Origin of the sequence: Kordiimonas lipolytica (genome assembly GCF_042651265.1) — a bacterium.
Classification (GTDB): Bacteria; Pseudomonadota; Alphaproteobacteria; order Sphingomonadales; family Kordiimonadaceae; genus Kordiimonas; species Kordiimonas lipolytica.
In genome coordinates this window covers 187,905-211,341 of sequence record NZ_JBHSCR010000017.1, presented here as the reverse complement: position 1 = coordinate 211,341, position 23,437 = coordinate 187,905, and the positions used below count along the sequence as shown (strand labels likewise).

The window sequence follows — 23,437 nt, the reverse complement described above, 5'->3', positions numbered from 1 at the left end:
CTCCACCCGGTGTGAACACAATAGCCCGATTGAGAGCAGCGTCACTGGCTCCCATATAGACGTGGGGGAAAATCACCGCTTACGGCGATCCGGCCTCACTCAAAATTGTATATCGGGATTAGGCCCGGAGTAATGAGGCTCAAGGGATTTCAGGCTTACAATAGGAAAAACATATGTTTTATGCCAATTTAGATCAGCGAGCGAGCCTCCGTTCTGCATAAAATAGGGGGTTCCTCACTCATAACTTTCTGTGTTTTATACGATCAATCGTTAACTAAGGAGCCTCCCAGATCAATGAGAGAGTTCGTATTAGAACAGATGAGAATCTTGAATCATCAAATGAGTTTGATGGACCAGCAGATTGGTGCCGTTGACAAGCGTTTGAGTGAAATCTTGGCGACTAAGGATGGCCTTGTGTCCCAAAAGGATAAGTTGCGAGTGGAATACGCCTACCTCGAAAAGACCGTCAAACAATACGACCAGGCTATTGCTAAAGAAGCCGCGTCAAAGCCCGCCGAGAAATCAAAACGGCCTGCGCCTAAGCAGAAGAAAAAAGCTGCTTCAACAAAAGCCAAGAAATCCGATTCAAGCACCAGGCGGAACCGCATTTCAACAGAAGAGTGGCAGATACTTCCGAAGCTACTCCCGACGACTCCATCTGAGGCGACAACCACTGCTGAATTGGCCGAGCGCTGTGCTAAACATGGCATTCATCCATCTCAACAAGCTGTCTACCTGCAGCTCACGAAATTGGAAGAGAAGGGTGCCGCCACACGACATAAGACTTCAACCAAAGACCTCTGGTACCGCGAGGAAAGCAATGTAGTGAATTTGAAGAACGTAGCCGGAAAATAAAAACCACCTAAGGCGCAGCAACGCCTTAGGTGGCATAGGCAGGTTATGCATGAAAGCTTCAACCAACCCTCAGGTGCACGAAGCTTCCATATATTGTCTGCTATTTCAATGATTCAATTATGCAGATCATGGGAGCTGATCATCAATGCCGCCCAAACCCTCAGTCTCGCCCCCAGAAAAGGCCGAAATGTATCGGTTGCATACCGAAGAAGGCCTTAAACAAAAAGAAATCGCCCACCTTTTTGGCGTCATGCAATGGACTGTATCCAGAGCTATTCGTGACGAGCGAAAACGAAGGGGGCGTTCAAATGACAATTGATCCAAAGCAGCTCGCCGCTGTACTTCTGGAAATGGCTCAAGAGGCCCAAAACGCCTCTAGTTATGCCAATGGTCTTTCCGACGGTCTTTTCGCTGCTGCGGCTGCCCTGGATGGCGACGCTTTTGTCTCCAATGACAATTCTGGTTCTCGACCCAGCACAGCATATCGCATCAAAAAGCAGCCAACCCAAGGGCCTGTTATCGAAGCTTTGAAAGCTAACGGTTCGATGTCAGTTACCAGCATAATAAAATGGGCGCGTGCCAGAGGGCATGATTTGCTCAGGCCCACGGTCAAAGATGTGCTGGAAAGGCTAATGAAGCGCGGGTTGGTAAAGGCGAACGGACAACGGTATCAACTCCTGGACTCTGACGACTGAAGGTAAGTCGCGATATCCTTGAGCTCGCAACCTTCTTCGCCCAGTGCCTCAAGTACCTGCAAGAAGAACGCAGCGGTAAAGGATACCCGGTTCAACTTGTTTGAAAGGGTCCGCCGATCCAGTTCAACACCCATGTCAGCCAGTCGCTTTGCCAGCTCAGGAAGCCCCATTCCCTTCTCTGCCAGCTTCGCTTTCAGCCAAAGACGTAATGCTTCCCGCCATTGTTCGTCCGTTAAGTCCCCCATAGAAGGCTCCATACAATGCAAAAACAAACGTCACCATATTTGATGACATTTTCGCTTGCAAGCCCTGTTTTGAAGCGGTATGTTGGGGTCATCAATAATGATGACGCTAGGGACAACAGGCCAGTGCCACAGCACTTCCTAAAAAGCGCGAAAGCCCGCACTCTTTCTGTAAAGGAAGTGATGCGTATGAGCGAAGATGAAGCCTTCGCCACTTTCGCTATGCTTCGCTGGCCAGACACCGAAGGCGAAGCGGTGTGCCCTCATTGTGGTCACGATAAATGCTATCTCATTAAAACCCGCCGCCGGTTCAAATGCGCGGCCTGCCGTAAACAGTTCTCCATCACCAGCGGCACGATCTTTCACAGCGCCAAACTTGAGCTTCGCGATTATCTTGCTGTCATTGCTCTGTTTGTGAACGCGGTGAAGGGTATTTCAGCACTGCAGGTTTCTCGCGATGTGGACATTTCCTATAAAGCCGCCTTCGTGCTGCTGCATAAACTTAGGGAAGCCATCGATGGCACGCGGTCTGATATTACTTTGTCCGGTGAAGTTGAGATTGATGGTGCTTATTATGGTGGCCATGTTCGTCCATCAAACGGCGGACGTGAAGGCCGTAAGCCTTCGAAAAAGCGTCGCAAGAAATGTGTGCTGACCCTTGTGCAACGCGGGGGGGCAACAGTTACCAAAGTTATCCCTTCCGAAAACACGGATGACGTGCTGGATATTGCCCGCAAGCACATCGCTCAAGACAGTGTTGTCTTTGCCGACGAGCATGGGGCCTATGATGTGCTGCATGCCCGCTATGAAGTTTATCGGATCAATCACCGCTGGTCGTATTCAGATGGCATTGCTTGCACCAACCAGGCCGAAAGCTTCCATGCCCGCATGCGCCGTGCAGAGATTGGCCAGTATCACCGGATTTCTAACCGCTATTTGAGCCAATACGCTAGTGAGATTGCGTACCGTTCTGATCGCAAACGGGTGGACAATGGAACTGTCTTCTCTGAGGTCACGGAAATGGCGCTTGCAACGCCTGCAAGCCGCACCTGGATCGGTTATTGGCAGAAACGAGCGGTATAGCTAATCTGAATTTTGAAAGCTGCATCGAGGAATTTCTATGAGCAAGAAGCCTAAAGACAAATTTCACCGGAACAAGGTGGGCATTAAAATGTGCTTCCGGCTTGCCGAGAAATGGAACATCTCTGATGCCACCCTTATGACCCTTCTGGGCCAAGCCGATGCAGAGCAATTTGAAGCGTGGCGAGCGGGCGACGTTGGCGAAATATCAAACGACACCCTCATGCGGGTTTCCTACATGCTGGGAACTCACACCGACCTGCGTACCATTTTCACAAACCCAAATAATTACTATGGCTGGGTATCCCGCTCAAACTCGGGCTTTGAGGATATTTCGCCACTTGAACACATGCTTCGGAATGGCCAAGAGGGCATGCATGATGTTCGTCTCTATCTGAACCACTGGATCAGTGGCGGCAAGAGCATGACGCTCGCGGAGATCAAGGCATTTCATTGCCCTACTCAATCCATTCCCACAAAAGAGCTCCATTAGCTCCCTGTACGCGCCCCAGTTTTCGAACCATTCCCATCTTCACCCTTGAGTTCAGAAGTCTCGATACATTCCGGTTCGTCAGCATCCACGTCTGTTCATCAACCTTCCGATCGGACACCAAAAGGTTCGTAAGCTCAGTCGTAGAGATTGGGCCTGCACGCTCGCGCATGACACTGTCCAGTTTGACAGGCAGTTCAAGGTACCTGAATTCGCCTTCTGGGCGGCGATTGGGTGGCTCAGGGACGCACTCAGATTCCACCACCAGGCTTTTAAGGTATGACAGCCTGTTTTCCAGCTCAGCGCGCTTTGAGTATAGCGACGCGATCCAATCTACTGACGCTTGATTTTCCATAAAATAGACCGTGTGCGGCTCTGGCCTGCCTTTTCAACAATTCCCCTGCGAAATTGCGTCTGCAATGCCGCATGTATCTTGGCCGACAGAGACTGGAAGCGCTTTGGCGAAAGCCGGGGAGATCCTTTCAGCTCCAACAGATGTTTGGCTAGGTCTATTGTTGAAACTGCTTCTGAGGCGTTGCGTAAGAAATCCAGAGCCAGCAGCGGCACTTCACCTGGCCGGAAGACATCATCCTCGGTAACTGGCCTCTTTGCCTTCAGCTGCGAGAAGTCGTAGCCTGGATCATAAAGCCGGATGACTGCATCAATGTGAACTATTGCCTCTTCGGTGGCTTTGATTTCACGATGAAGCCAAGCTTGCTCTCGCATAATTTCCCGTCGCCGATCCACCAGCGACGTAACAGTATAGGAAGTCATACATTCCTCCAGACATTGCATCTGAAGGCAGTCTACTAGAGCCTCAATATTGGAGCATCAGTTTGATGGGTGCATCTGCGCCACCATACCGGTGTTTCTTGTTTCGGTGATTATGGTCATACTCGGCGTAGCTGTTTCAGGACTATACACTTGGTGGTGCCGACATCACCTTGATCCCCATGTTGAACATATCAAGCGGGGGGAGCCTGATGAGTAAGAATATTCTTTCAAGTTTAAAGGCGTTAGCTTCTTTTCTGATTTTTTCCGCAGTGCAAGCGGCCACTTCTGGCGCATACGCTTCGTCGGCGGGCCAGGGCCAGTCCCTCAATATTACCGCTGTCGCTACGTTCATTTGTTTTGTTATTACAACATTGTTGATTACCTGGTGGGCCGCCAAGCGGGTCCATTCCCGACGGGATTTCCTGGTGGCTGGCGGTGGCTTGAAGCCATGGCAGAACGGCATGGCCATTGCTGGTGACTTCATGTCGGCAGCCACGTTCCTCGGCATCACGGGCGCTATTTATTTCCGTGGGCAGGATGCTTTTGTTCTTGGCGTTGGGATTATGGTGGGCTGGCCGCTCATTCTGATGATCGTTGCGGAACGCTTCCGGAACCTGGGCAGCATCACTTTCATTGATGTTCTTTCCAATAGGCTGGAGGAAAAGCCGGTTCGGGTCATGGCGTCCTGTATTTCGCTCTGTATCGTGATCTTTTACATGATCGCGCAAATGGTGGGCGCGGGCACGCTCATTCAGGTCCTGTTCGGCATTGACTATATGTGGGCCGTGCTGATTGTCGGCCTCCTGATGACAATCTATGTGGCCTTTGGCGGTATGGTCGCAACAACCTGGGTGCAGATCATCAAGGCCAGCCTTTTGCTGTTGGGCGGCACATATCTGACGTATGCCATTATGAAGACTACAGGCTTTTCCCTGGATAGTGTGATGACACAGGCGGCGGAAATCAGTCCGCTTGGCGAGCGGATACTGGGCACCACAGGCTGGTTTGGTGGCGACCCCGTCGCTGTGGCCACCGTTGCCATGACCATGGCTTTTGGGGTCATGGGCCTACCGCATATCCTGATGCGCTTCTTCACCGTGAAAGATGCAGCCGACGCGCGGCAATCGGTCTTTTATGCCACATCCATCATGGGATATTTCTATATCCTAATTCTCATCATCGGCCTTGGTGCTGTTTTCCTGCTTGCAACTGACCCAGCCATTTTTGGAGAAGACGGGTCGCTCATAGGTGGCGCCAACATGGTGGCCATCCATCTTTCCCGCATTGCAGGCGGCGATATTGTCTATGGCTTCATGGCAGCGGTTTGTTTCGCGACCATACTTGCTGTTGTCGCTGGCCTCACGCTTTCAGGCGCGGCGACTGTGGCGCATGACCTTTATTCTCAGGTTTTCTCAGACGGTAAACTGTCTGATGAGCGCGAAGTCTATGTGACACGCGCAGCAACCATTTCCATCGGCGTACTGGCCATTTGCCTGGGGCTCGCTTTCGAGGGCGAGAATGTCGCCGTGACAGCAGCTCTCGCGCTGGCCATCGGGGCAAGTGTGAACTGCCCGATCATTCTTCTGGCGCTCTACTGGAAAGGCCTGACAACCCGCGGTGTTGTTTGGGGCGGGTATCTGGGGCTTGCGCTTTGCGTGGGGCTGATTGTGGCCAGCCCCGGTGTGATGGTGGCGGCTCTTGGATATGAAGAAGCGCTCTTCCCTTACACCTATCCGACGGTCATAAGCATGCCGATCACGTTCCTTCTGGTCATGGTTATTTCCTACTTTGATCGGTCCGGTCAGGCCCGTGCGGATAGGGAAACATTTGACCGCCAATTGCTCGAATCTGAATTGGGGGCCGATATCGCCAAACCTTCAGGACATTAGATGTGACTACACGAACAGACTTTGCGAACCTTGTGAAAAACTGCCCGGCCACTGCCGACCTGCTGGCTGAGGTGGCCAAGCTTACCCGCGCCGTGGGGGAGGAGATTTTCGAAGGCCGCATGATCGACTTCCTGTCAGCTGTCGTGCCCGTGGATCACTGCGTAGTCTTTACCTACACCAACAGCGGTGAGGCAGGTCATCTGTTCACCCACAGCAGAATGCCAGCAGATGCCGCCGAGCAGCTGGCGCGCGCCTATGTCGAAAAGTTTCACACGGAAGACCCGAACTATCAGGACATCCAGAAGCTGGAGAATAAAAGATACCATACGCTGGAGCGCCGTCAGGGCATGAGCCAGGGCTATGATCCGGCCTACAAGAACCATTTCTTCGATAGTAGCGGCCTGATCGACAAAGCCGCGGCTGTGGGCAAGGTGGAAGACGGCAAGGTTTACTGCAATTTCTACCGTCTGGCGGGCTCAGACACATACACCGACGATGAATGGGATGCCCTCTGTGCGGTCATGCCGTTGGTGACGGCCCTTGTCGCCAAGCATTATGAGCTCTCAAAGGCGCGGGGTCTTGTATTCCAGGATAACGGCAGCGAAAACATCATTCGCAAAAGCATAGTGCATAATATGGTGTCGTCTGACGTTGCGGCCTTTGACGTGTTGACCGAGCGGGAAAAACAGGTGTGCGAACGCATTCTTCTGGGCTTTACCACGGCCGGGATCGGCCTGGACCTTGATATCGCGCCCACAAGTGTCGCAACCTACCGGAAAAGGGCCTATGCGAAGCTGAATATCTCGTCACAGAATGAGCTGTTTTCGCTGTGCCTCAGGAACAGGCGCGCCTCATAAGGCGTCGGTTGCAGCTGTTTGTCCCATGGCGAAGGGACAGGCAGCACATTAGAATTCGATTATAACTGATTAAAGCAAAACTACAGGAGACAAGCATGGCGAAGGCTTTTGCTTCATCGGCGGATTTAGGTGAAAAAGTTGAGACACTTGAGGTGCTGGCCGACGGTGTCTATGCACTGACAGCGGAAGGCGACCCGAACATCGGGGCCATTGAAGGGGAGGATTTCCTCGTCGCGTTTGAGGCCCGGGCGACACCTGTTGCGGCTGGCGAATGGCTGAAGAAGCTGCGCGAGCATACCCAGAAACCCGTTAAATATCTTGTGCTGTCCCATTATCACGCGGTGCGCGTTCTGGGGGCGTCTGCATTTGAGGCGGAAACCATTATCGCCCATGAAAAAACGGCCTTTCTGATCAATGAACGCGGCAAGGAAGATTGGGACAGCGAGTTTGGCCGTATGCCACGGCTGTTCAAGGAGCCTGATTCCATTCCGGGCCTTACGTATCCTGACATCACCTTCAATGACCGGCTTGAGATTGAACTGGGCGGTGACCGCGGCACCCTTGTGCTTGAGCACTGCGGCCGTGGCCATACAGCCGGTGACATTGTCGCCTGGCTGCCAAAGCAGAAAATCCTGTTTGCAGGTGACCTGGTGGAAGCGGAAGCGGCGCTCTACACCGGTGACGCCTTCCATATGGACTGGTCCTCTGACACGCTAGACAAGGTCAAGGCTTACGGCGCGGAAGCGCTGATCGGTGGCCGTGGGGCTGTGGCGCACGGCCGCGACAAAGTCGATGCGGCGATCGAACAAACGCGCGAGTTCCTCAAGACCATGATCCGCGAAGTGGGCGGCGCCCACAAGAACGGTGGTACGCTGAAGGATGCCTTTGAGGCGGCCCATAAAGCGCTTGAGCCTAAGTTCGGCGCCTGGCCGATCTTCGAGCACTGCCTGCCGTTTAACGTACAGCGCCTGTGGGATGAGTTCGAAGGTACCGACTGGCCCCGCATCTGGACGGCAGAGCGGGACCGCGAGGTCTGGGCTCAATTGCAGGACTAACAACAGGGTTTTCCCGGTAAGGACAATCTGATGCCATATGTACCCCCTTCATTCCCGGCCAAAGTTCCTGCAAGTGTGAAAAGCGGTGAAACTGAAACCACGGCCATTCTGGTGGTTGGTGCCGGGCCGATTGGCTTGGCGACCGCGCTTGATCTTGGACTTCGGGGGCACCGCGTTGTGGTTGTTGACCGGGGGACACAGCTTTCAGATGGCTCGCGGGCCATCTGCTACGCCAAAAGACCGCTTGAGATCATGGACCGCCTGGGTTTTGGTGAAGCCATGGTGGAAAAAGGAGTCAGCTGGAACATCGGCAGGGTGTTTTTCAAGGATGACCCAGAGCCGGTTTACAGCTTCGATCTGCTGCCGGAGAAAGACCAGAAATTCCCCGGGATGATCAACATCCAGCAATATTACAATGAAGAGTTCAACATTGCAGCGCTTGAGAAGCTGGATAATGTGGATATCAGGTGGGGCAATGAAGTTACCGGCATTACTGACGGCCCGGATGGCGTGGAAGTCCAGGTTGAGACCCCAGAAGGGGGCTACAGGTTGGCGGCCAAATGGTTGGTTGCCTGCGACGGCGCCCACAGCCCAACGCGGAAAATGCTGGGCATGGAATTCCTAGGGCAGACCTTCAGGGACAATTTCCTGATCGCGGACGTCAAGTTCAAGGCGGAGCGGCCAACCGAACGGCACTTCTGGTTCGACCCGCCTTTCAACCCCGGCCAGTCGGTGCTGTTGCACAAGCAGCCGGATGATGTCTGGCGGATCGACTTTCAGGTGGGGTGGGATATCGATCGCGAGGAAATCGTCAAACCCGAAAATGTCACGCCGCGGATCAAGGCGATGCTGGGCGACGATATCGAGTTCGAATATGAATGGATTTCTGTCTACACCTTCAATTGTCGGCAGGTGAAAAACATGGTCCATGGCCATGTGGTTTTTGCCGGCGATTCAGCGCACCTGGTATCTCCCTTTGGGGCGCGTGGTGCCAACACAGGCTTCCAGGACGCCGACAACCTGGCCTGGAAGCTGGACCTTGTCCTGCGTGGCAAGGCCGGGGAAGGCCTGATCCGAAGCTATGATGAAGAGCGTACGCTGGCAGCCGAAATCAACATCCTCAATTCCACCCGCTCAACGGATTTCATCACGCCGAAAAGCAGGGCATCCATGGTTTTCCGGGATGCAACGCTTGAGCTTGCAAAAGACCAGCCCTGTGTGCGGGGCTTTGTGAACTCAGGCAGGCTGTCCATGCCAGTGCCTTACCCGCAGTCCTGCCTGAATACGCCGGACGAGGACGCATGGGCCGGTGGCGTGACGCCGGGAACCAACTCCATAGATGCGCCGATTGTGGTGGACGGCGAACCAGGGTGGTTCATCAACCAACTCGGTTGGCAGTTCAAGGCCGTTATCTTTACCGGCCAGGCTGGGCTCGATCCACAGGTGCGGGCAAGCCTGAAGGCGCTTTCGGATGAGACTATCCCGGTAGAAGTGCTGCTGGTAGGCACCGGCGAAGATGAAGATTTCCCCGTGCTTAATGACGACACGGGGCTGTTGGCCGCTCGGCTCGGGGCAGAAGAGGGTAGCACCTATCTTTTCCGGCCTGACCAATATGTCACTGCCAGGTGGAAGCAGCTGGACGCTGGCAAGATCCGGCGGGCGCGCGACCTGGCAACCGCGAATTTGGGAGAGAGTTGATATGGCGTCACTGAACCTTACGCAGAACCTGAAAGAGCATGACGATGTGTATCAGGCCCTGACGGACATGCACCGCGATATGAGCGACGAGCAAAGCGAGAAAGCGAATGCAAAGCTCATACTGTTGCTCGCGAATCATATTGGCGACCCGGCGGTATTGGCAGAGGCCGCGGCTATTGTTCGTGCCAATACATTGGGTGAAGCTCACTCCTGAAGTTAGCCCTTCTGGCCCAAATTGGAAACAGAGCGAACGCCCTGCCGTATGGTGGGGCGTTTAGCATTTTGGGGCCGATTTTCTTTTCTCGTTGCGCTTGTGTGATCCGGTCTTGGCCAGGGTGCGTAACACAAGCATGAAAGCACAGGCGCAATATATTGACGAGGCTGGTCACAACCCGATTCTCGCGTTAATGTTCCCGATGATGGTTGGGAAATATAACCGTGAGCATGGGGCTGATGCTGGTCGTCCACGCTCAACAGGGGTGGTGGATATCAGTACTGAAACAGATATGGAAAGCCTGCCGCACGAGCAGTTGATGGCCCGGGTTGCAGAGCATCGGGACAAGGCTGCTTTCAAGGTCTTGTTCACCTATTATGCGCCGCGCCTGAAGGCGCATCTGATGTCGATGGGCGTGACTGCGGAGGTTGCAGAAGACCTGATGCAGGAGGTGCTGATCAAGGTCTGGCGCAAGGCACACCAATTCCAAAGCGACAAGGCCAAGCTGTCTACCTGGATGTTCCGCATTGCCCGAAACACCTTCATCGATTTTCGGCGTCGCGCCAAATATCCCGAAGTGAATGCCGATGATCACCTGCACCATATGCAGGCAGATGACGAGACAGATCGGCCTGTGATGGAAAACCAGACGGCAGAAATGGTTTCAAAGGCAATTGCGGGGCTGAAGCCGAAATATCAGGAGGTTATCCACCTGTCGTTTTTCGAAGAACTGTCCCATTCCCAGATTGCCGAGAAATTGTCGCTACCTCTGGGAACGGTTAAATCAAGAATCAGATTGGCGTTCGGCGCCATGCGAAGTGAGTTAGGAGAAACGGGATGACGCAGCAGTACGGGCTTATCCCAGATGAATGGTTGGTTTCTTATGCGGCGGGTGCCTTGTCGGACGAACGGGCACTGCTGGTGGCCAGTCATGTGGCTTATCATCCGGGCCTCAAAGCGCGGGTTGCCGATGCGGAAGCTGTTGGCGGGGCGCTTCTGGATGGTCAGGATGCATCGTCAGTGAGGGTCGATAGTTCCTTTGACGACCTGATGTCGCTGATTGATGTTCCTTCTGAGGCTGAAGAACAAGCCTCGGCCGTAAGCCTGACCTCCGATGCGGACTTGCCGATATCTCTCCGGTCCTACCTGGACAAGCCGCTTGACGATCTCAAGTGGCGCATGATGGGTCCCGGCATGTACCAGCATAAGCTGGCCGAAGGCCCGGACGGTGAAAAACTCTGGCTCCTGCGCGCCCGGGGCGGCACCAAGATGCCAGCTCATGACCACAAGGGGTTGGAGATGACACTTGTGCTGCGCGGCAGCTATCATGTCGGCGACAAGTGCTATGCCCCGGGGTTGCTCGAGCTGGCGGACAGTGACGTGACCGATCACCGCCCCATGATTGATGAAGGTGAAGACTGTATTTGCCTTGTGGTCACAGATGCCCCCATCCGGCTGCACAGCCTTGTTGGGCGCATGGTTCAGCCTTTTATAGGTCTCTGATTCTAAAAGAAATTTCGGGGCGGAGCATGCAGGCTCCTTGCCCCGCTCCCGCCTTGCTGGCATAATCCCACCCTCTTGCTTCGAGTAACTGGCAGCAAAAGTGAGACATGCTGTCGCAGAGTTCCCAGTATTTGACATTTGTCAATATGCCGACAGAAGAAATCGGTATGTTGACGGCATGTTTGGTTAAATACAAAAGGCAACGCGGGTGGAGCTTTTTATCCAATATTGCCAGGCTGCCATAACAGATCATGGCAGCGTTATGGTTACCCTGTTTCTGGGCGGGCTTCTGGGCAGTCTGACGCATTGCGTCGGCATGTGCGGGCCGTTTGTGCTTGCGCAGGTAGGTGCTGCGGGGCCGGGCAGCCAGCACGATGGGCAGGACAGGCGCCTGAAGCGCGCCGCCGGTGGCCTGTTGCTCCCCTATCACCTCGGTCGGATGACCACCTATATGATTCTCGGCACGCTGGCCGCCAGCCTGTCTGGTTATCTCTTTGAGATTCCGGTTCAGCGGACGATTACCGTGAGCTTGCTTTGTCTTGCTGCGGTTCTGTTCCTGGCGGCGGCCTTTCCTGGCATGAAGACCAGGGTGTGGCCCCCTGTGCTGGGCCGGTTTCTTGGGCGCATGGGCGCCATGGTTGGGCGCGCCGCCCGGCCTTTCTTTGAAGCGCCTTCGGTTTTTCACCGGTATGCGCTCGGTGTTATTCTTGGATTTTTGCCTTGTGGCCTTCTGGCTGCAGCGCTGACGGCAGTTGCAGCAACTGCCGAACCGCTTGCGGCCGCGATGGCCATGGGCGCTTTTTGCGTGGGCACCATGCCCGCGCTTTTCCTTATTGGGTCAGGGGGACGGTTTGCACGTAAGCGCTGGCCCCGTCACATGGCCACGGCCGTTCGCGGTGTGATGGTCTTTAATAGTATCAGTTTGTTTGTCATAGCCAGCAGCATGGTTTTTTAAGGATGGAAACATGAATATGCTTTCAGAAAAACCGAACTATAACGACGATATCGTGAAGCTTTTCACGATCGCGTCGGTATTTTGGGGCGTGGTGGGGTTCCTGGTCGGGGTGTTTATCGCACTCCAGATGGCGTTCCCCGCTCTCAACTTCGGTGAATATCTTACCTTTGGGCGCTTGCGTCCGCTTCACACATCAGCCGTTATCTTCGCCTTTGGCGGTAACGTCCTGTTTGCCACGAGCTATTATTCGGTGCAGCGCACCTGCCGTACCCGGCTTTGGGGCGATGGCTGGTCCAAGTTCACCTTCTGGGGCTATCAGTTCTTTATCGTGATCGCGGCGCTTGGCTATGTCACAGGGGTGACACAGGGTAAGGAATATGCCGAACCGGAATGGTACGCTGACCTCTGGCTGACGTTTGTATGGGTGGCCTATCTGGTGGTGTTCCTGATGACACTGAAGAACCGCCGCGAGCCGCACATCTATGTGGCCAACTGGTTCTTCCTGGCTTTCATCGTAACGGTTGCCGTGTTGCACCTGGTGAATAACATCTCCATCCCGACATCGCTTCTGGGCGCCAAATCCTATCCGCTGTGGGGTGGCGTACAGGCCGCAATGATCCAGTGGTGGTATGGCCACAATGCTGTGGGCTTCTTCCTGACTGCAGGCTTCCTGGGGATCATGTATTATTTCGTGCCGAAACGGGCGGGGCGTCCGGTCTATAGCTACCGCTTGTCCATCCTGCACTTCTGGTCGCTGATCTTCATGTATATCTGGGCGGGGCCGCACCACTTGCATTACACAGCGCTGCCGGATTGGGCGCAGACCCTTGGCATGACCTTCTCGATCATGCTGTGGATGCCTTCCTGGGGCGGCATGATCAACGGCATGATGACGCTCTCTGGTGCGTGGCACAAACTGCGCGAGGACCCGGTCCTCAGGTTCATGATCATCTCGCTTGCCTTCTACGGCATGAGCACCTTCGAAGGGCCGCTGATGTCGATCAAGGAAGTCAACGCGCTCAGCCACTATACTGACTGGACAATCGGTCACGTGCACTCTGGTGCGCTGGGCTGGGTGGCCTTCATCAGTTTCGGTGCGATCTATCACCTTGTGCCAAAGCTTTGGGGCAAGAAAGAGCTCTACTCGCTCAAGCTGGTGAATACCCACCTTTGGGTCTCCACCATCGGTATCGTGCTCTATATCGCGGCCATGTGGGTGTCCGGCATCATGCAGGGCGTGATGTGGCGGACCTATGACAGCATGGGCTTCCTGGAGTACAGCTTCGTCGAGACCGTAATGGCGATGCATCCATTTTATCTGATCCGGGCGCTGGGCGGCATCCTGTTCCTCACTGGTGCACTGATCATGGTCTACAACCTCATCAAAACTGTCCGTGGGGACACCGTTCCTGCAAGCAGCCTGAAGTCTGAGGAGGCAGCGCATGCTTAAGAAACATACTGCGCTTGAGAAAAACTCGATCCTGATGCTGATCTTTGTTGTGATCACCATCTCCATCGGGGGCATCATCGAGATCGTGCCACTGTTCCGTATGGAAACCACGATTGAACCGGTAAAGGGCGTGCGGCCATATACGCCGCTCGAACTTGCGGGCTACAACGTTTACCTGCGCGAAGGCTGCTACAACTGCCATAGCCAGCAGGTCCGTCCGCTTCGCGACGAAGTAGAGCGCTACGGCCACTATTCGCTGGCGGCGGAAAGCATGTACGATCACCCGTTCCAGTGGGGCTCCAAGCGTACAGGCCCAGACCTGGCGCGTGTGGGCGGCAAATATTCCGATCTCTGGCACGTCCAGCACATGACGCGTCCGCAGGATGTGGTGCCAGAATCCATCATGCCCGCATACGCACACTTGGCGAAAAAAGGCGTTAACCTGGCTGATATCGGCAGGGATCTGGAAGCGCTGCGGATGGTTGGTGTGCCTTATACCGACGAGCAGATCGCCAACGCCTATAATGACGCAATGGCACAGGCCCAGGACGAGAGTGACTATCACGACGGCTTGGCTGAACGTTATTCCAAGGTGAACATGCGCAACTTCGATGGCAACGCCAATACCACCGAGTTGGATGCCCTGATTGCCTATTTGCAGGTGCTTGGAACGATGGCAGAGCTGAAGGATTATACCCATGACGGCACGAAGAGGAGCGGCGAATGATCGACTGGGTCTCTGACAACGCCGGCATGACCGGGCTCCTTTTCTTCTTTTCTGCTTTTTGCGGGATTGCCTACTGGGCGTTCCGTCCAAGCAAGAAGCAGGTCATCGAAAACCACAGATTCATTCCTCTTGAAGGGGACGACGCATGAGCGACAACAACATTGAGAAAGATGACTTCACCGGTGTTGAAACCACCGGCCACGAATGGGATGGCATCAAGGAACTGAACAACCCGGCCCCACGCTGGTGGCTGATTGTCCTGCTGATTTCGATCGTTTGGGCCATTGGTTACTGGGTGGTGTACCCAGCTTGGCCAACCCTGTCGGGTGACGGCGAACGCGGTGGCACAAAGGGCAAGTTAGGCTGGACGCAGTATGAACAGCTGAAAGAAAGCCAGGCAGAGATCGTGGCCCGCCGTGGTGCATATCTGGATCGCTTCAATGCTGCATCTTTTGATGAAATCAGAGATGATGAAGAACTTTATGCCTTTGCTGTTGCTGGCGGCGCATCTGCCTTCAAGGACAATTGCGCCACCTGTCACGGGACTGGCGGTAGCGGGTCTGCTGGCTATCCGAACCTTCTGGACGATGATTGGCTCTGGGGTGGTGATGTGGATACGATCCATGAAACCATTCGGGTCGGCATTCGCGGCGAGCACGACGAAACCCGTTACTCCGAAATGCCCGCCTTTGGCGACATGCTGAACACCAAGGAAATCAGCGATATCTCCGATTATGTGCTGAGCTTCACTTCGGGGTCGGGGTATGATGGTCCTGGCAAAGAACTCTTTGAGCAGCAGTGCGCGGCATGCCACGGCATGGACGGCACCGGCATCCGTGATTTCGGTGCGCCGAACCTTGCAGACGCCATCTGGTTTTATGGCGGCACCAAGGGGGACATCATGTCACAGATACGTCGGCCGAAGCATGGTGTAATGCCTGCATGGGCTGCCCGTCTTGACGAAAGCACAATCCGGCAGCTTGCCATTTATGTGCATTCGCTGGGTGGCGGCGAAGAGTAACAGGAGCATCTTCCGATGAGTGACAGTGCAGCCCCTATCAAGCTTTTTGAAAAGAAAGAGCGCATCTTCCCAAAGCGTGTATGGGGAAAATACCGCAAGGTAAAATGGGTGGTCATGGTCATTACCCTGGCCATCTATTATCTTGCACCTTTCCTCCGGTGGGATAGGGGGCTGCACGCACCGGACCAGGCTATCCTTATCGATATGCCTGCCCGGCGTGCCTATTTCTTCTTTATCGAGATATGGCCGCAGGAAGTCTATTACCTGACGGGCATCCTCATTCTGGCGGCGGTGGCGCTCTTTTTTGTCACCAGCCTGTTTGGCCGGGTCTGGTGCGGCTATGCCTGCCCGCAGACCGTCTGGACCGACCTGTTCGTGTGGGTGGAGCGGATCGTACAGGGTGACCGCGCGGCGCGTATGAAACTCAAAAAGGCGCCCTGGACCCTGGGCAAGATCTGGAAAATGCTGGTTACCCATTCCCTGTGGCTCTTGATCGGGCTGCTGACGGGCGGTGCCTGGGTTTTCTATTTCAATGATGCGCCAACGCTTCTTGAACATATCCTTCACCTGGATGTGCCCATGTCGGTCCTGGGCTGGATCATGGCCCTGACATTTTCCACATACCTGATGGCCGGGTTCGCCCGCGAGCAGGTATGCATGTATATGTGCCCCTATTCGCGCTTCCAGTCGGCCATGTTCGACAAGGATACGCTGATCATCACCTATGACGAGGATCGCGGTGAGAAACGCGGCAAGCACAAGAAAGGCGAAAGCTGGGAAGGGCGCGGTCATTGTATCGACTGTACGGCCTGTGTGCAGGTCTGCCCAATGGGGATCGATATCCGCGACGGTTTGCAGATGGAATGTATTGCCTGTGGCCTGTGTGTGGATGCCTGCAACAACATTATGGACAAGGTTGACCTGCCACGTGGCCTGATCCGCTATGACACCACCCACAATCAGGAACAGCGCCGGTCTGGCCTGATTGAAAAGACAGTGCAGACCCACCTTCTTCGGCCTCGCACCTTCTGGTACATGGCTATCCTGGCTGTGGTTGGGAGTGTCATGCTTTATTCCCTGATCAACCGGGCGCCTGTTGACCTACATGTGCTGCATGATCGGAATCCGCTGTTTGTGCCCCTGTCTGATGGCACTGTACGCAATGGCTATAACGTCAAGATTTTGAACAAGTCATATGACGACAAATATTTCCGGCTGTCTGTCGAAGGCCTTGAAGGCGCGACTATCCGCGCCCAGGGGGCAGGTGACGTACAGGTAGACAATCTTCATGTATTTGCCGACAGTGTTGGGCATTTCCGTGTGTTTGTAACGGCACCGAAACAAAAACCCGCTCGACAGAACTTCCGATTTATCATTGAAGAAGTGGGCGCTACGGGCAATGAGGCGGGCGAGACTGTTGCTGTCGACAGCCATTTTGCCAGCAGGAGGCAATAGGATGACTGCAATGACCAAAGAAGAGCTTGAGAAAAGCAGCCGTTGGATTCCCTGGTCCATCGTCGGCTTCTTCGTGGTGTTGGCCATTCTGGACGGAATTTTTGTCTATCTGGCAACCAGTACTCACCCAGGCGTGGTCACCGAACATGCGTATGAGGAAGGGTTGCGCTATAATGAGACTGTAGCCGCCGCCGAAAAGCAGGATGCGCTTGGGTGGCAGACAGAGCTTGACCTTGTAGCAGGCTCCAGCCTTATGCTTACCCTCAGCGACGCCGAATCACGGTTCATCGATGGTGCATCGGTCCGGGCCGAGATCAGCCGTCCAACACAGGCTGGAATGGATTTTGAGCTGAACCTGGAACAGTCGGGCGCCGGTACATACGAAGCCGCGGTGAGTTTCCCCGAGCCAGGCCAGTGGGAAGTACGGATTTTTGTCGAATGGCAACAGAAGCAGTATCAGCAAGCAAAACGGGTAGTTGTTGCGAAGTAACGCTATGCAAACAGTGCGGCACCGAAACCAGCGGCGGCGCAGACTTTTGTTGCCCGGGGTGTGAGGCCGCACACGCTGCCGCCAGCACGCTTGATAATCAGGCCGCATATTCCCTGCTCGCCCACGATAATGAAGATGGCAGCTATACGCTTTCACTGGGCGTGGAAGGCATTCACTGTGCCTCCTGCATTCGCTTGATCGAAAATGCCCTGGCGTCTGAACCGGACGTGACAGGCGCCCGGGTTAATATGTCAACCGAGCGACTGACCGTAACATGGGACGGTCCGCGCGAACGCGGCGACACGCTCGGCAGTGTTGTGACCAAGCTTGGCTATAAGCTGCATGCCCTCAATGATAACGATACCGTGGCCGCCAGTCAGGAGCGTACGCTTCTGCGCGCCATCGCGGTTTCGGGTTTTGCAGCAGGCAATATGATGCTGATCTCGATCGGCCTGTGGTCCACAGGTTCAGAGACCATGGGGCTTGCAACAAAGGAACTGTTCCACTGGGTGTCTGCCCTGATTGCCCTGCCGACCGTTATCTATTCCGGCCAACCTTTCTTCCGGTCTGCCTGGGCGGTTCTGAAGGAAAAACATACCAATATGGATGTGCCTATTTCGCTCGCCGTCATTCTGGCGTGTGTCATGAGCATATCGGAAACCTTGCGCCAGGGTGAGCATGTCTATTTCGACAGCGCCGTGATGTTGCTCTTCTTCCTGCTGATCGGCCGCTATCTGGATGCCCGTGCCAAAGGCAAGGCGCGCGAGTCGGCATCAAAGCTTTTATCCCGCCTTTTTGGTGTGGCGACGGTGCTGGAAGGCGGCAAGGTGACCCAGGTGCCGATCAAGGAATTGAAGCCGGGCACACTTGTTCTTGTGGCGACTGGCGAATCGATTGCGGCTGACGGGGTTGTCGAACGCGGTGCCTCCGCTGTCGATATGTCGCTGATTACCGGCGAGACTGTGCCGGAAGTCGTTTCCGAGGGGTCGGAAGTGTTCGCCGGCACGGTGAACCTGTCGGCACCCCTGCAGGTTCGGGTTTCCAAAGCCAGCGAAAAAAGCCTCCTGAGCGAGATCGTCAAGCTGATGGAAACATCAGAGCAGGGCCGGGCGAAATATGTCCGGCTGGCGGACAAGGCGGCGCGGCTATATACCCCCGTTGTGCACGCCATGGGCGCGCTGACCTTCATTGGTTGGTGGCTTCTCATGTCTGCCCCGTGGCAGGAATCGCTTCTGCACGCAGTGACGGTCCTGATCATCACGTGCCCTTGTGCGCTTGGGCTTGCTGTCCCTGTGGTGCAGGTGCTGGCCAGCGGCAAGCTGATGCGGGCCGGTGTGCTGTTGAAATCCGGTGACGCGCTCGAAAAGCTGACAGGCATCGATACGGTGGTGTTTGACAAGACGGGCACCCTGACCGTCGGGCACCCGGAACTGAAGGATCATGATGCCTCGGCCGGGGATTTCGCGCTTGCCGCGTCTCTTGCGGCTCACAGCAAGCATCCGCTCGCACGGGCCCTTAGAGATGCCTATGACGGCGATGTCACAGAGGTCCACCCTCAGGAAGTGGCGGGTCACGGCATGGAGGCGCAGGTGGCCGGCACTGAGGTCAGGCTTGGTAGTCGAGCGTGGTGTGGCGGGACATCCGGTGAAGGCGATGCCGTGCTTGAGCTATGGCTGGCGGTGGACGGTGTGCCCAAGGCCCGTTTCCAGTTCGCCGATCAATTGCGGACTGATGCGGGTGAGACGGTCGCGGCGCTCAAGGCGCGCGGGCTTGATGTGCATCTGTTGTCCGGCGACCGGCCGGAAGTGGCGCAAGAAGTAGGCGCGGCTGTTGGCATTGATAAGGTGAAAGCGGGTGTGAGGCCGGCAGGTAAATGCGATTATCTGGCGGACCTGAAGAACAGCGGCCGCACCGTGCTGATGGTCGGCGACGGGCTGAATGACGCCCCGGCCTTGTCTGCGGCGGCTGTGTCCATGTCGCCTTCCAGTGCGATCGACATCACACAGAATACCGCCGATATTGTCTTTCAGGGTGACCGGCTCAGGCCTGTGCTGACGGCCTATGATCATGCTGTTTTTTCCACGCGGCTGGTGAAGGAAAATTTCGCCCTGGCCGCTATCTATAATGTTATCGCCATTCCGGCTGCCGTGCTTGGCTTCGTGACGCCACTGGTGGCGGCGGTGGCCATGTCGGGTTCGTCGCTTGTTGTGATTTTGAATGCTTTCCGGCTCAATTTGCGCAAGGATGGCTAAATGGATATACTGCTTTATCTGATCCCTATTGCCCTCACACTGGGCCTTGCCGGTCTTGCCGGCTTCCTGTGGAGCCTCAGGAACAATCAGTATGATGACCTGGAAGGCGCAGCGCACCGGATCCTCCTCGATGATGACGAGGACGAAGCGGACGAAATGTCGCACCCAAAGTAGCGTATCGGTTTGATTTAAAAGTAAAAACTTGACTTTTATCAAGGGCAGAAGCCGCACGATTTCCTATCAATTTCCCGATGGAAACACACGAGGAAAAAGACATGCGTATCTCGAATTTTGTGAAAGTATTGACCTGCGCCGCAGCCCTCCAGCTTGGAGCTGGCGCAGCCATGGCAGACGACGTGAAAAACCCGTGGCAAATTCGGGTGCGTCTGATTGATGTAGCGCCTGACGAAAGCAGCACCACGTCTATTGGCGGCCAAGCCAATGTGGATAGCTCGCTGGTGCCAGAGCTGGATATCAGCTATTTCTGGACGGAAAACTGGTCCACGGAACTGATTCTGGCGACAAGCAAGCACAATGTAACCGCCACAGGTACAGATCTTGGTGATCTTGATCTGGGCCATACGTGGGCACTGCCGCCAACCCTGTTGATGCAGTATCACTTCAATGCGGAAAACTCCGTACGCCCTTATCTGGGTGCGGGTGTGAACTACACCTTCTTCTACAGCAGCGACCCAGGTGACCTGACCAGCATCAACTATGACAATGGCTTTGGCCTGGCCGCTCAGGCAGGTGTCGACATTGATGTCAACGACGACTGGTTCTTTAACCTGGACGTGAAGAAGCTTTGGCTCAACACAGACGTCAGCATCAACGGCGGGGCGGTAACAGCAGACGTTGATCTGGACCCATGGGTATTCGGTATCGGCTTTGGCCGTCGCTTCTAAGACAGCCACAACTAACCAGACAAAAAATCAGCCGCTCCAGAGATGGGGCGGCTGAGTTTTATGCGCAGGTGAGGAAACTTAAGCGACCTGCGCGTGTCTCGCTGGGCTGATGGTCAGATAGGTGTCGAAGGCGGCACAAACCAGCCGCACGGCCTGTTGTGCCTCGCGCGGGATACGGATCATGCCTTCGCTCAAGGTAACGAGGCCTTCCATCTTAAGGCCCTGAAGCTGTTCGATGGCTTCATCGAACTGGCCGATATCCAAATCGTGCTCTTTACAGAAGCGGATCAGGTCCAGCTCGAAATAACACATCAGGTGCTCGATGATGCTGCGCCTGATCTTATCGTCGCCAGAAAGCGCCTTGCCCTTTGCGGACGGAAGCCGGCCTGCGTCCAGCGCCTCAAAATAGCTGCGTGTTGCAGGTGTGTTCTGAGCATAGCCTTGGGGCAGGGAACTGATCGCCGAGGCCCCAAAGCCAATGAGTGCACTGGCGGCATCTGTGGTATAGCCCTGGAAGTTGCGTTTGAGTGTTCCGGCTTCAAGCGCCTTGGCCATGGGGTCGCGTGGCAGCACGAAATGGTCGAGGCCAACAGCCACATAGCCGCGCCGCTCCAGATGATGCTTGGCGACACCAAATTGCTTCAGGCGCGCAGGGCCGTCGGGCAGGGCACTTTCTTCAATCAGCCGCATATGCTTTTTCATCCAGGGCACATGGGCATAGCCAAAGAGCGAGATGCGGTCCGCCCCAAGCGCAGAAGCGAAATCAACATTTTCCCGCAGATACTCTGCCGTCTGGTGCGGCAGGCCATAGAGCAGATCCATATTGATGCTTTTGATGCCGTAGGCCTTGAGAAGGTTGACCGCATCATAGATGACATGGAAAGGCTGGCGCCGGTTGATTGCTACCTGCACGTCCTCATGGAAGTCCTGTACGCCGAGGCTGGCGCGCGTGACACCCGCCATGGCATAGGCCGCCACCTTGGCTTCGCTGACCTCCCGTGGGTCCAGTTCGATGGCAATCTCAGCGTCTTTCGCAACGGAAAAGCGTGACCGCACGGCAGCCATCAACCGCTCGAAATCCATCGGTTTCAGCATGGAGGGTGACCCGCCGCCAAAATGGATATGCTTCACTGTCTGGCCGCCCGAAAGCTTGTCGGCGGCGAGGTCGATTTCCTTCAGGAGATACTCTAAATACTGGTCGACCGGAGAATAGCGTTTCGTGGCCTTGGTATTGCAGCCGCAGTACCAGCACATCTTGCGGCAGAAGGGCACATGGAAATAGAGCGACAGGTCGCAGCTGTCATCGAGTTCCTGAAGCCATGCTGCCACGCTTTCCCCATTCACCGCCTCTGAAAAGTGCGGGGCTGTGGGGTAGCTTGTGTAACGCGGTACCTGCTTGTTTCGTTTCAGCAGTGATTGCTGCAAGGTCTCACGATCATGCATTGTGGGCTTCTCCAGTCTTTTGTCCAAGAAAAGCTATAGCGTTCAGGGCGCTTTCGTCATTTGACGAAAATCAACTACATGCCCGATTTTTTATGATTATTTGGCCCAGAAGTGACAGTTGGAGGGTCCCTGTGTCGAAAAATGGAAATTCCGGTGCCTACGATGGGCTGCTTGAGCAGTATCTGGAGATTTGCAATCAGGCGATGCAAAAGAACCGGGACCGGTTCCCCTATAGCCAGATATGGCAGGCCGGGGAGCAGGCTTTGTCAGGGCGGACTGTTGAACTTGCCGTTGTTGACGACGCCCCCAAGGCACATAAGTGCGTGACCCTTGAGGCCTGCAAGATCAATAGCGAGCCGACCGGAAAAGTCGCCGAAGACCCACCGGTCATGCGCTTGAGCGCGAGCTATCTGGAGGATGTGGTCGCACACCCCGACAAATATATCGATAACCCGTCGCTGATCGACTGGGACTGGCTGACTATCCGGAAATGACCTGGCTGAAAAGGGATTGACTGAAACTGCTTCGGTCAAAAGCAGGCGTTAGCCGTGCAGGTCCTTGCACGGAAACTCGTTGGAGCAAGCGCTGCAAACATATACGGACAATTCATCAAGATCAGACACTGTCACCATCGATCCCTTGATCGACAGGGTGGTCTCCTTGCGCAGCTTGTTGAGTGCACGCGAGAAAGTCTCTGATTTCATGCCCAGGCGCGCCGCGATCAGTGACTTGTCGTAAGGCAGTGTCAGCTCAAGCGGCATTTGGCCGTTTGGGTCGCACAGGCGCAACAGGAAGCAGCCAATCCGCTGGGACGCATTCTGAAGGGTCAGGCTTTCAATTTCCCGCGACTGGCGCTTGCGGTGGCGCGACAGAGCGCCAAGCATGGCTAGGGCTGTCTTGTGGTCATCGGTGATGGCTTGTTTCAAGAGGCTGCTTGGCAGACGCAGGGCCTTCACAGGTTCCACGGCGGCCGCACCGAAGCTGTGGATGCTGTCTTCCAGGATCGCCGAATCTCCAATCAGGTGGCCATTTGAAACCATATCAATAACGGCTTCATCGCCGTCCATGGTTTCGGTGAAAAGCTTCACCCAGCCGGATATGATCAGATAGAACCACTCGGCCTCGTCGTCCTGCAGAAACAGAACGCTGCCTTTGTTCAGGGATTGCAGTTGCGCGGCTTGCGCGAATGTCGCGCGCAATTCTGGGGACATGCCGCGGAAAAGCGGCTGACCTTCAAGAAGCGCGGCAATCGGCGCTTCGTCCCGGTATGCAGTGGCTGTTTGGGCCATGATATCCTCTGTTATCCCTAACGCATGTTCCAGATGCGGCAAACGACCATATCCTGAAAATACAGCCTCAAATCAATGTGACACTTTGGCACGGGACA

The 23,437-nt window shown here is 55.1% G+C and carries 26 protein-coding genes; 22 read left to right on the top strand and 4 right to left on the bottom strand.

Going from position 1 to position 23,437, the window contains the following annotated elements; genetic code table 11:
* Positions 1-294 precede the first annotated feature (294 nt).
* Complete coding sequence (locus ACFO5Q_RS16700) at positions 295-855, top strand: hypothetical protein (protein WP_068146667.1); 561 nt, start codon at positions 295-297, stop codon at positions 853-855.
* Between the two features lie 308 nt (positions 856-1,163).
* Positions 1,164-1,550, top strand: a complete 387-nt coding sequence (locus ACFO5Q_RS16695; protein WP_068146664.1) for a helix-turn-helix domain-containing protein — start codon at positions 1,164-1,166, stop codon at positions 1,548-1,550.
* Here the strand turns inward: ACFO5Q_RS16695 and ACFO5Q_RS16690 are convergent.
* A complete protein-coding gene (locus ACFO5Q_RS16690) occupies positions 1,526-1,795 on the bottom strand; it encodes a DUF6471 domain-containing protein (protein ID WP_068146660.1) in 270 nt (89 codons plus the stop codon). The genes ACFO5Q_RS16695 and ACFO5Q_RS16690 overlap by 25 nt on opposite strands.
* A gap of 180 nt (positions 1,796-1,975) precedes the next feature.
* Here ACFO5Q_RS16690 and ACFO5Q_RS16685 point away from each other — a divergent pair, with 180 nt between their 5' ends.
* Both ACFO5Q_RS16685 and ACFO5Q_RS16680 read left to right on the top strand, forming a co-directional pair.
* The gene (locus ACFO5Q_RS16685) at positions 1,976-2,875 is read left to right on the top strand and encodes an IS1595 family transposase (protein WP_231727193.1); all 900 of its coding nucleotides are present in this window, start codon (positions 1,976-1,978) and stop codon (positions 2,873-2,875) included.
* 37 nt (positions 2,876-2,912) lie between these two features.
* Complete coding sequence (locus ACFO5Q_RS16680; RefSeq protein WP_068146657.1) at positions 2,913-3,365, top strand: DUF2384 domain-containing protein; 453 nt, start codon at positions 2,913-2,915, stop codon at positions 3,363-3,365.
* Positions 3,366-3,695: 330 nt separating this feature from the next.
* Here the strand turns inward: ACFO5Q_RS16680 and ACFO5Q_RS16675 are convergent, their stop codons facing one another.
* A complete protein-coding gene (locus ACFO5Q_RS16675) occupies positions 3,696-4,136 on the bottom strand; it encodes a hypothetical protein (protein ID WP_068146656.1) in 441 nt (146 codons plus the stop codon).
* Positions 4,137-4,345: 209 nt separating this feature from the next.
* On the opposite strand from ACFO5Q_RS16675, the gene ACFO5Q_RS16670 reads away from it, so the two are divergent.
* The 17 genes from ACFO5Q_RS16670 (at position 4,346) to ACFO5Q_RS16590 (ending at position 20,607) form a co-directional block, all read left to right on the top strand.
* A complete protein-coding gene (locus ACFO5Q_RS16670) occupies positions 4,346-6,025 on the top strand; it encodes a sodium:solute symporter family transporter (protein WP_082719819.1) in 1,680 nt (559 codons plus the stop codon).
* A 2-nt stretch (positions 6,026-6,027) separates the two neighbouring features.
* Positions 6,028-6,882 carry a LuxR C-terminal-related transcriptional regulator gene (locus ACFO5Q_RS16665; protein ID WP_068146650.1) on the top strand — a complete coding sequence of 285 codons (855 nt, stop codon included), beginning with the start codon at positions 6,028-6,030 and terminating at the stop codon, positions 6,880-6,882.
* Between the two features lie 95 nt (positions 6,883-6,977).
* The gene (locus ACFO5Q_RS16660; protein ID WP_068146648.1) at positions 6,978-7,937 is read left to right on the top strand and encodes an MBL fold metallo-hydrolase; all 960 of its coding nucleotides are present in this window, start codon (positions 6,978-6,980) and stop codon (positions 7,935-7,937) included.
* Between the two features lie 30 nt (positions 7,938-7,967).
* Complete coding sequence (locus tag ACFO5Q_RS16655) at positions 7,968-9,635, top strand: FAD-dependent oxidoreductase (protein ID WP_068146646.1); 1,668 nt, start codon at positions 7,968-7,970, stop codon at positions 9,633-9,635.
* A 1-nt stretch (position 9,636) separates the two neighbouring features.
* On the top strand, positions 9,637-9,849 hold the full coding sequence (locus ACFO5Q_RS16650) for a DUF2783 domain-containing protein (protein WP_068146644.1): 213 nt from the start codon (positions 9,637-9,639) through the stop codon (positions 9,847-9,849).
* Positions 9,850-9,985: 136 nt separating this feature from the next.
* Positions 9,986-10,690, top strand: coding sequence for a sigma-70 family RNA polymerase sigma factor (locus tag ACFO5Q_RS16645; RefSeq protein WP_068146635.1), 705 nt, complete (start codon positions 9,986-9,988; stop codon positions 10,688-10,690).
* Complete coding sequence (locus ACFO5Q_RS16640; protein ID WP_068146633.1) at positions 10,687-11,352, top strand: ChrR family anti-sigma-E factor; 666 nt, start codon at positions 10,687-10,689, stop codon at positions 11,350-11,352. The genes ACFO5Q_RS16645 and ACFO5Q_RS16640 overlap by 4 nt, the downstream gene beginning before the upstream one ends.
* A 208-nt stretch (positions 11,353-11,560) precedes the next feature.
* The gene (locus ACFO5Q_RS16635) at positions 11,561-12,307 is read left to right on the top strand and encodes a sulfite exporter TauE/SafE family protein (protein ID WP_068146620.1); all 747 of its coding nucleotides are present in this window, start codon (positions 11,561-11,563) and stop codon (positions 12,305-12,307) included.
* Between the two features lie 10 nt (positions 12,308-12,317).
* Positions 12,318-13,757 carry a cytochrome-c oxidase, cbb3-type subunit I gene (gene ccoN, locus ACFO5Q_RS16630; RefSeq protein ID WP_068146617.1) on the top strand — a complete coding sequence of 480 codons (1,440 nt, stop codon included), beginning with the start codon at positions 12,318-12,320 and terminating at the stop codon, positions 13,755-13,757.
* Positions 13,750-14,484 carry a cytochrome-c oxidase, cbb3-type subunit II gene (gene ccoO / locus ACFO5Q_RS16625; protein ID WP_068146613.1) on the top strand — a complete coding sequence of 245 codons (735 nt, stop codon included), beginning with the start codon at positions 13,750-13,752 and terminating at the stop codon, positions 14,482-14,484. Before ccoN ends, ccoO begins: the two co-directional genes overlap by 8 nt.
* Positions 14,481-14,633 (top strand): cbb3-type cytochrome oxidase subunit 3, encoded by a 153-nt coding sequence (locus ACFO5Q_RS16620; protein ID WP_082719818.1) that lies wholly within the window; start codon positions 14,481-14,483, stop codon positions 14,631-14,633. The genes ccoO and ACFO5Q_RS16620 overlap by 4 nt, the downstream gene beginning before the upstream one ends.
* Entirely contained in the window at positions 14,630-15,505 is an 876-nt protein-coding gene (gene ccoP, locus ACFO5Q_RS16615) for a cytochrome-c oxidase, cbb3-type subunit III (protein ID WP_068146610.1), read from the top strand. The genes ACFO5Q_RS16620 and ccoP overlap by 4 nt, the downstream gene beginning before the upstream one ends.
* 15 nt (positions 15,506-15,520) lie before the next feature.
* Positions 15,521-16,960, top strand: coding sequence for a cytochrome c oxidase accessory protein CcoG (gene ccoG / locus ACFO5Q_RS16610; protein WP_082719817.1), 1,440 nt, complete (start codon positions 15,521-15,523; stop codon positions 16,958-16,960).
* A gap of 1 nt (position 16,961) precedes the next feature.
* Positions 16,962-17,450 (top strand): FixH family protein, encoded by a 489-nt coding sequence (locus tag ACFO5Q_RS16605; protein WP_068146606.1) that lies wholly within the window; start codon positions 16,962-16,964, stop codon positions 17,448-17,450.
* Positions 17,399-19,702, top strand: coding sequence for a heavy metal translocating P-type ATPase (locus tag ACFO5Q_RS16600; RefSeq protein WP_068146603.1), 2,304 nt, complete (start codon positions 17,399-17,401; stop codon positions 19,700-19,702). Before ACFO5Q_RS16605 ends, ACFO5Q_RS16600 begins: the two co-directional genes overlap by 52 nt.
* Positions 19,703-19,876, top strand: coding sequence for a cbb3-type cytochrome oxidase assembly protein CcoS (gene ccoS, locus ACFO5Q_RS16595; RefSeq protein ID WP_068146600.1), 174 nt, complete (start codon positions 19,703-19,705; stop codon positions 19,874-19,876). It abuts the gene before it with no gap.
* 101 nt (positions 19,877-19,977) lie between these two features.
* Complete coding sequence (locus ACFO5Q_RS16590; RefSeq protein ID WP_082719825.1) at positions 19,978-20,607, top strand: OmpW/AlkL family protein; 630 nt, start codon at positions 19,978-19,980, stop codon at positions 20,605-20,607.
* Between the two features lie 78 nt (positions 20,608-20,685).
* On the opposite strand, the gene hemN is transcribed toward ACFO5Q_RS16590, so the two are convergent.
* On the bottom strand, positions 20,686-22,050 hold the full coding sequence (gene hemN, locus ACFO5Q_RS16585; RefSeq protein ID WP_068146598.1) for an oxygen-independent coproporphyrinogen III oxidase: 1,365 nt from the start codon (positions 22,048-22,050) through the stop codon (positions 20,686-20,688).
* A gap of 131 nt (positions 22,051-22,181) precedes the next feature.
* Here hemN and ACFO5Q_RS16580 point away from each other — a divergent pair, with 131 nt between their 5' ends.
* Positions 22,182-22,544 carry a hypothetical protein gene (locus ACFO5Q_RS16580; protein WP_068146595.1) on the top strand — a complete coding sequence of 121 codons (363 nt, stop codon included), beginning with the start codon at positions 22,182-22,184 and terminating at the stop codon, positions 22,542-22,544.
* Between the two features lie 48 nt (positions 22,545-22,592).
* Here ACFO5Q_RS16580 and ACFO5Q_RS16575 read toward each other — a convergent pair whose 3' ends face one another.
* The gene (locus tag ACFO5Q_RS16575; RefSeq protein ID WP_068146591.1) at positions 22,593-23,339 is read right to left on the bottom strand and encodes a Crp/Fnr family transcriptional regulator; all 747 of its coding nucleotides are present in this window, start codon (positions 23,337-23,339) and stop codon (positions 22,593-22,595) included.
* Positions 23,340-23,437: the final 98 nt, after the last annotated feature.

Excerpts from the sequence above, each read along its gene's own strand:
- ACFO5Q_RS16575 (WP_068146591.1), bottom strand. The coding sequence starts at position 23,339 with ATGGCCCAAACAGCCACTGCATACCGGGACGAAGCGCCGATTGCCGCG.
- ACFO5Q_RS16700 (WP_068146667.1), top strand. The coding sequence starts at position 295 with ATGAGAGAGTTCGTATTAGAACAGATGAGAATCTTGAATCATCAAATG.
- ACFO5Q_RS16605 (WP_068146606.1), top strand. The coding sequence starts at position 16,962 with ATGACTGCAATGACCAAAGAAGAGCTTGAGAAAAGCAGCCGTTGGATT.
- ccoN (WP_068146617.1), top strand. The coding sequence starts at position 12,318 with ATGAATATGCTTTCAGAAAAACCGAACTATAACGACGATATCGTGAAG.
- ACFO5Q_RS16660 (WP_068146648.1), top strand. The coding sequence starts at position 6,978 with ATGGCGAAGGCTTTTGCTTCATCGGCGGATTTAGGTGAAAAAGTTGAG.
- ACFO5Q_RS16675 (WP_068146656.1), bottom strand. The coding sequence starts at position 4,136 with ATGACTTCCTATACTGTTACGTCGCTGGTGGATCGGCGACGGGAAATT.
- ACFO5Q_RS16650 (WP_068146644.1), top strand. The coding sequence starts at position 9,637 with ATGGCGTCACTGAACCTTACGCAGAACCTGAAAGAGCATGACGATGTG.
- ACFO5Q_RS16590 (WP_082719825.1), top strand. The coding sequence starts at position 19,978 with ATGCGTATCTCGAATTTTGTGAAAGTATTGACCTGCGCCGCAGCCCTC.
- ACFO5Q_RS16645 (WP_068146635.1), top strand. The coding sequence starts at position 9,986 with ATGAAAGCACAGGCGCAATATATTGACGAGGCTGGTCACAACCCGATT.
- ACFO5Q_RS16600 (WP_068146603.1), top strand. The coding sequence starts at position 17,399 with ATGGCAACAGAAGCAGTATCAGCAAGCAAAACGGGTAGTTGTTGCGAA.
- ACFO5Q_RS16680 (WP_068146657.1), top strand. The coding sequence starts at position 2,913 with ATGAGCAAGAAGCCTAAAGACAAATTTCACCGGAACAAGGTGGGCATT.
- ccoG (WP_082719817.1), top strand. The coding sequence starts at position 15,521 with ATGAGTGACAGTGCAGCCCCTATCAAGCTTTTTGAAAAGAAAGAGCGC.
- ACFO5Q_RS16685 (WP_231727193.1), top strand. The coding sequence starts at position 1,976 with ATGCGTATGAGCGAAGATGAAGCCTTCGCCACTTTCGCTATGCTTCGC.
- ACFO5Q_RS16670 (WP_082719819.1), top strand. The coding sequence starts at position 4,346 with ATGAGTAAGAATATTCTTTCAAGTTTAAAGGCGTTAGCTTCTTTTCTG.
- ccoP (WP_068146610.1), top strand. The coding sequence starts at position 14,630 with ATGAGCGACAACAACATTGAGAAAGATGACTTCACCGGTGTTGAAACC.
- ACFO5Q_RS16690 (WP_068146660.1), bottom strand. The coding sequence starts at position 1,795 with ATGGGGGACTTAACGGACGAACAATGGCGGGAAGCATTACGTCTTTGG.
- hemN (WP_068146598.1), bottom strand. The coding sequence starts at position 22,050 with ATGCATGATCGTGAGACCTTGCAGCAATCACTGCTGAAACGAAACAAG.
- ACFO5Q_RS16655 (WP_068146646.1), top strand. The coding sequence starts at position 7,968 with ATGCCATATGTACCCCCTTCATTCCCGGCCAAAGTTCCTGCAAGTGTG.
- ACFO5Q_RS16695 (WP_068146664.1), top strand. The coding sequence starts at position 1,164 with ATGACAATTGATCCAAAGCAGCTCGCCGCTGTACTTCTGGAAATGGCT.
- ACFO5Q_RS16620 (WP_082719818.1), top strand. The coding sequence starts at position 14,481 with ATGATCGACTGGGTCTCTGACAACGCCGGCATGACCGGGCTCCTTTTC.
- ccoS (WP_068146600.1), top strand. The coding sequence starts at position 19,703 with ATGGATATACTGCTTTATCTGATCCCTATTGCCCTCACACTGGGCCTT.
- ACFO5Q_RS16640 (WP_068146633.1), top strand. The coding sequence starts at position 10,687 with ATGACGCAGCAGTACGGGCTTATCCCAGATGAATGGTTGGTTTCTTAT.
- ccoO (WP_068146613.1), top strand. The coding sequence starts at position 13,750 with ATGCTTAAGAAACATACTGCGCTTGAGAAAAACTCGATCCTGATGCTG.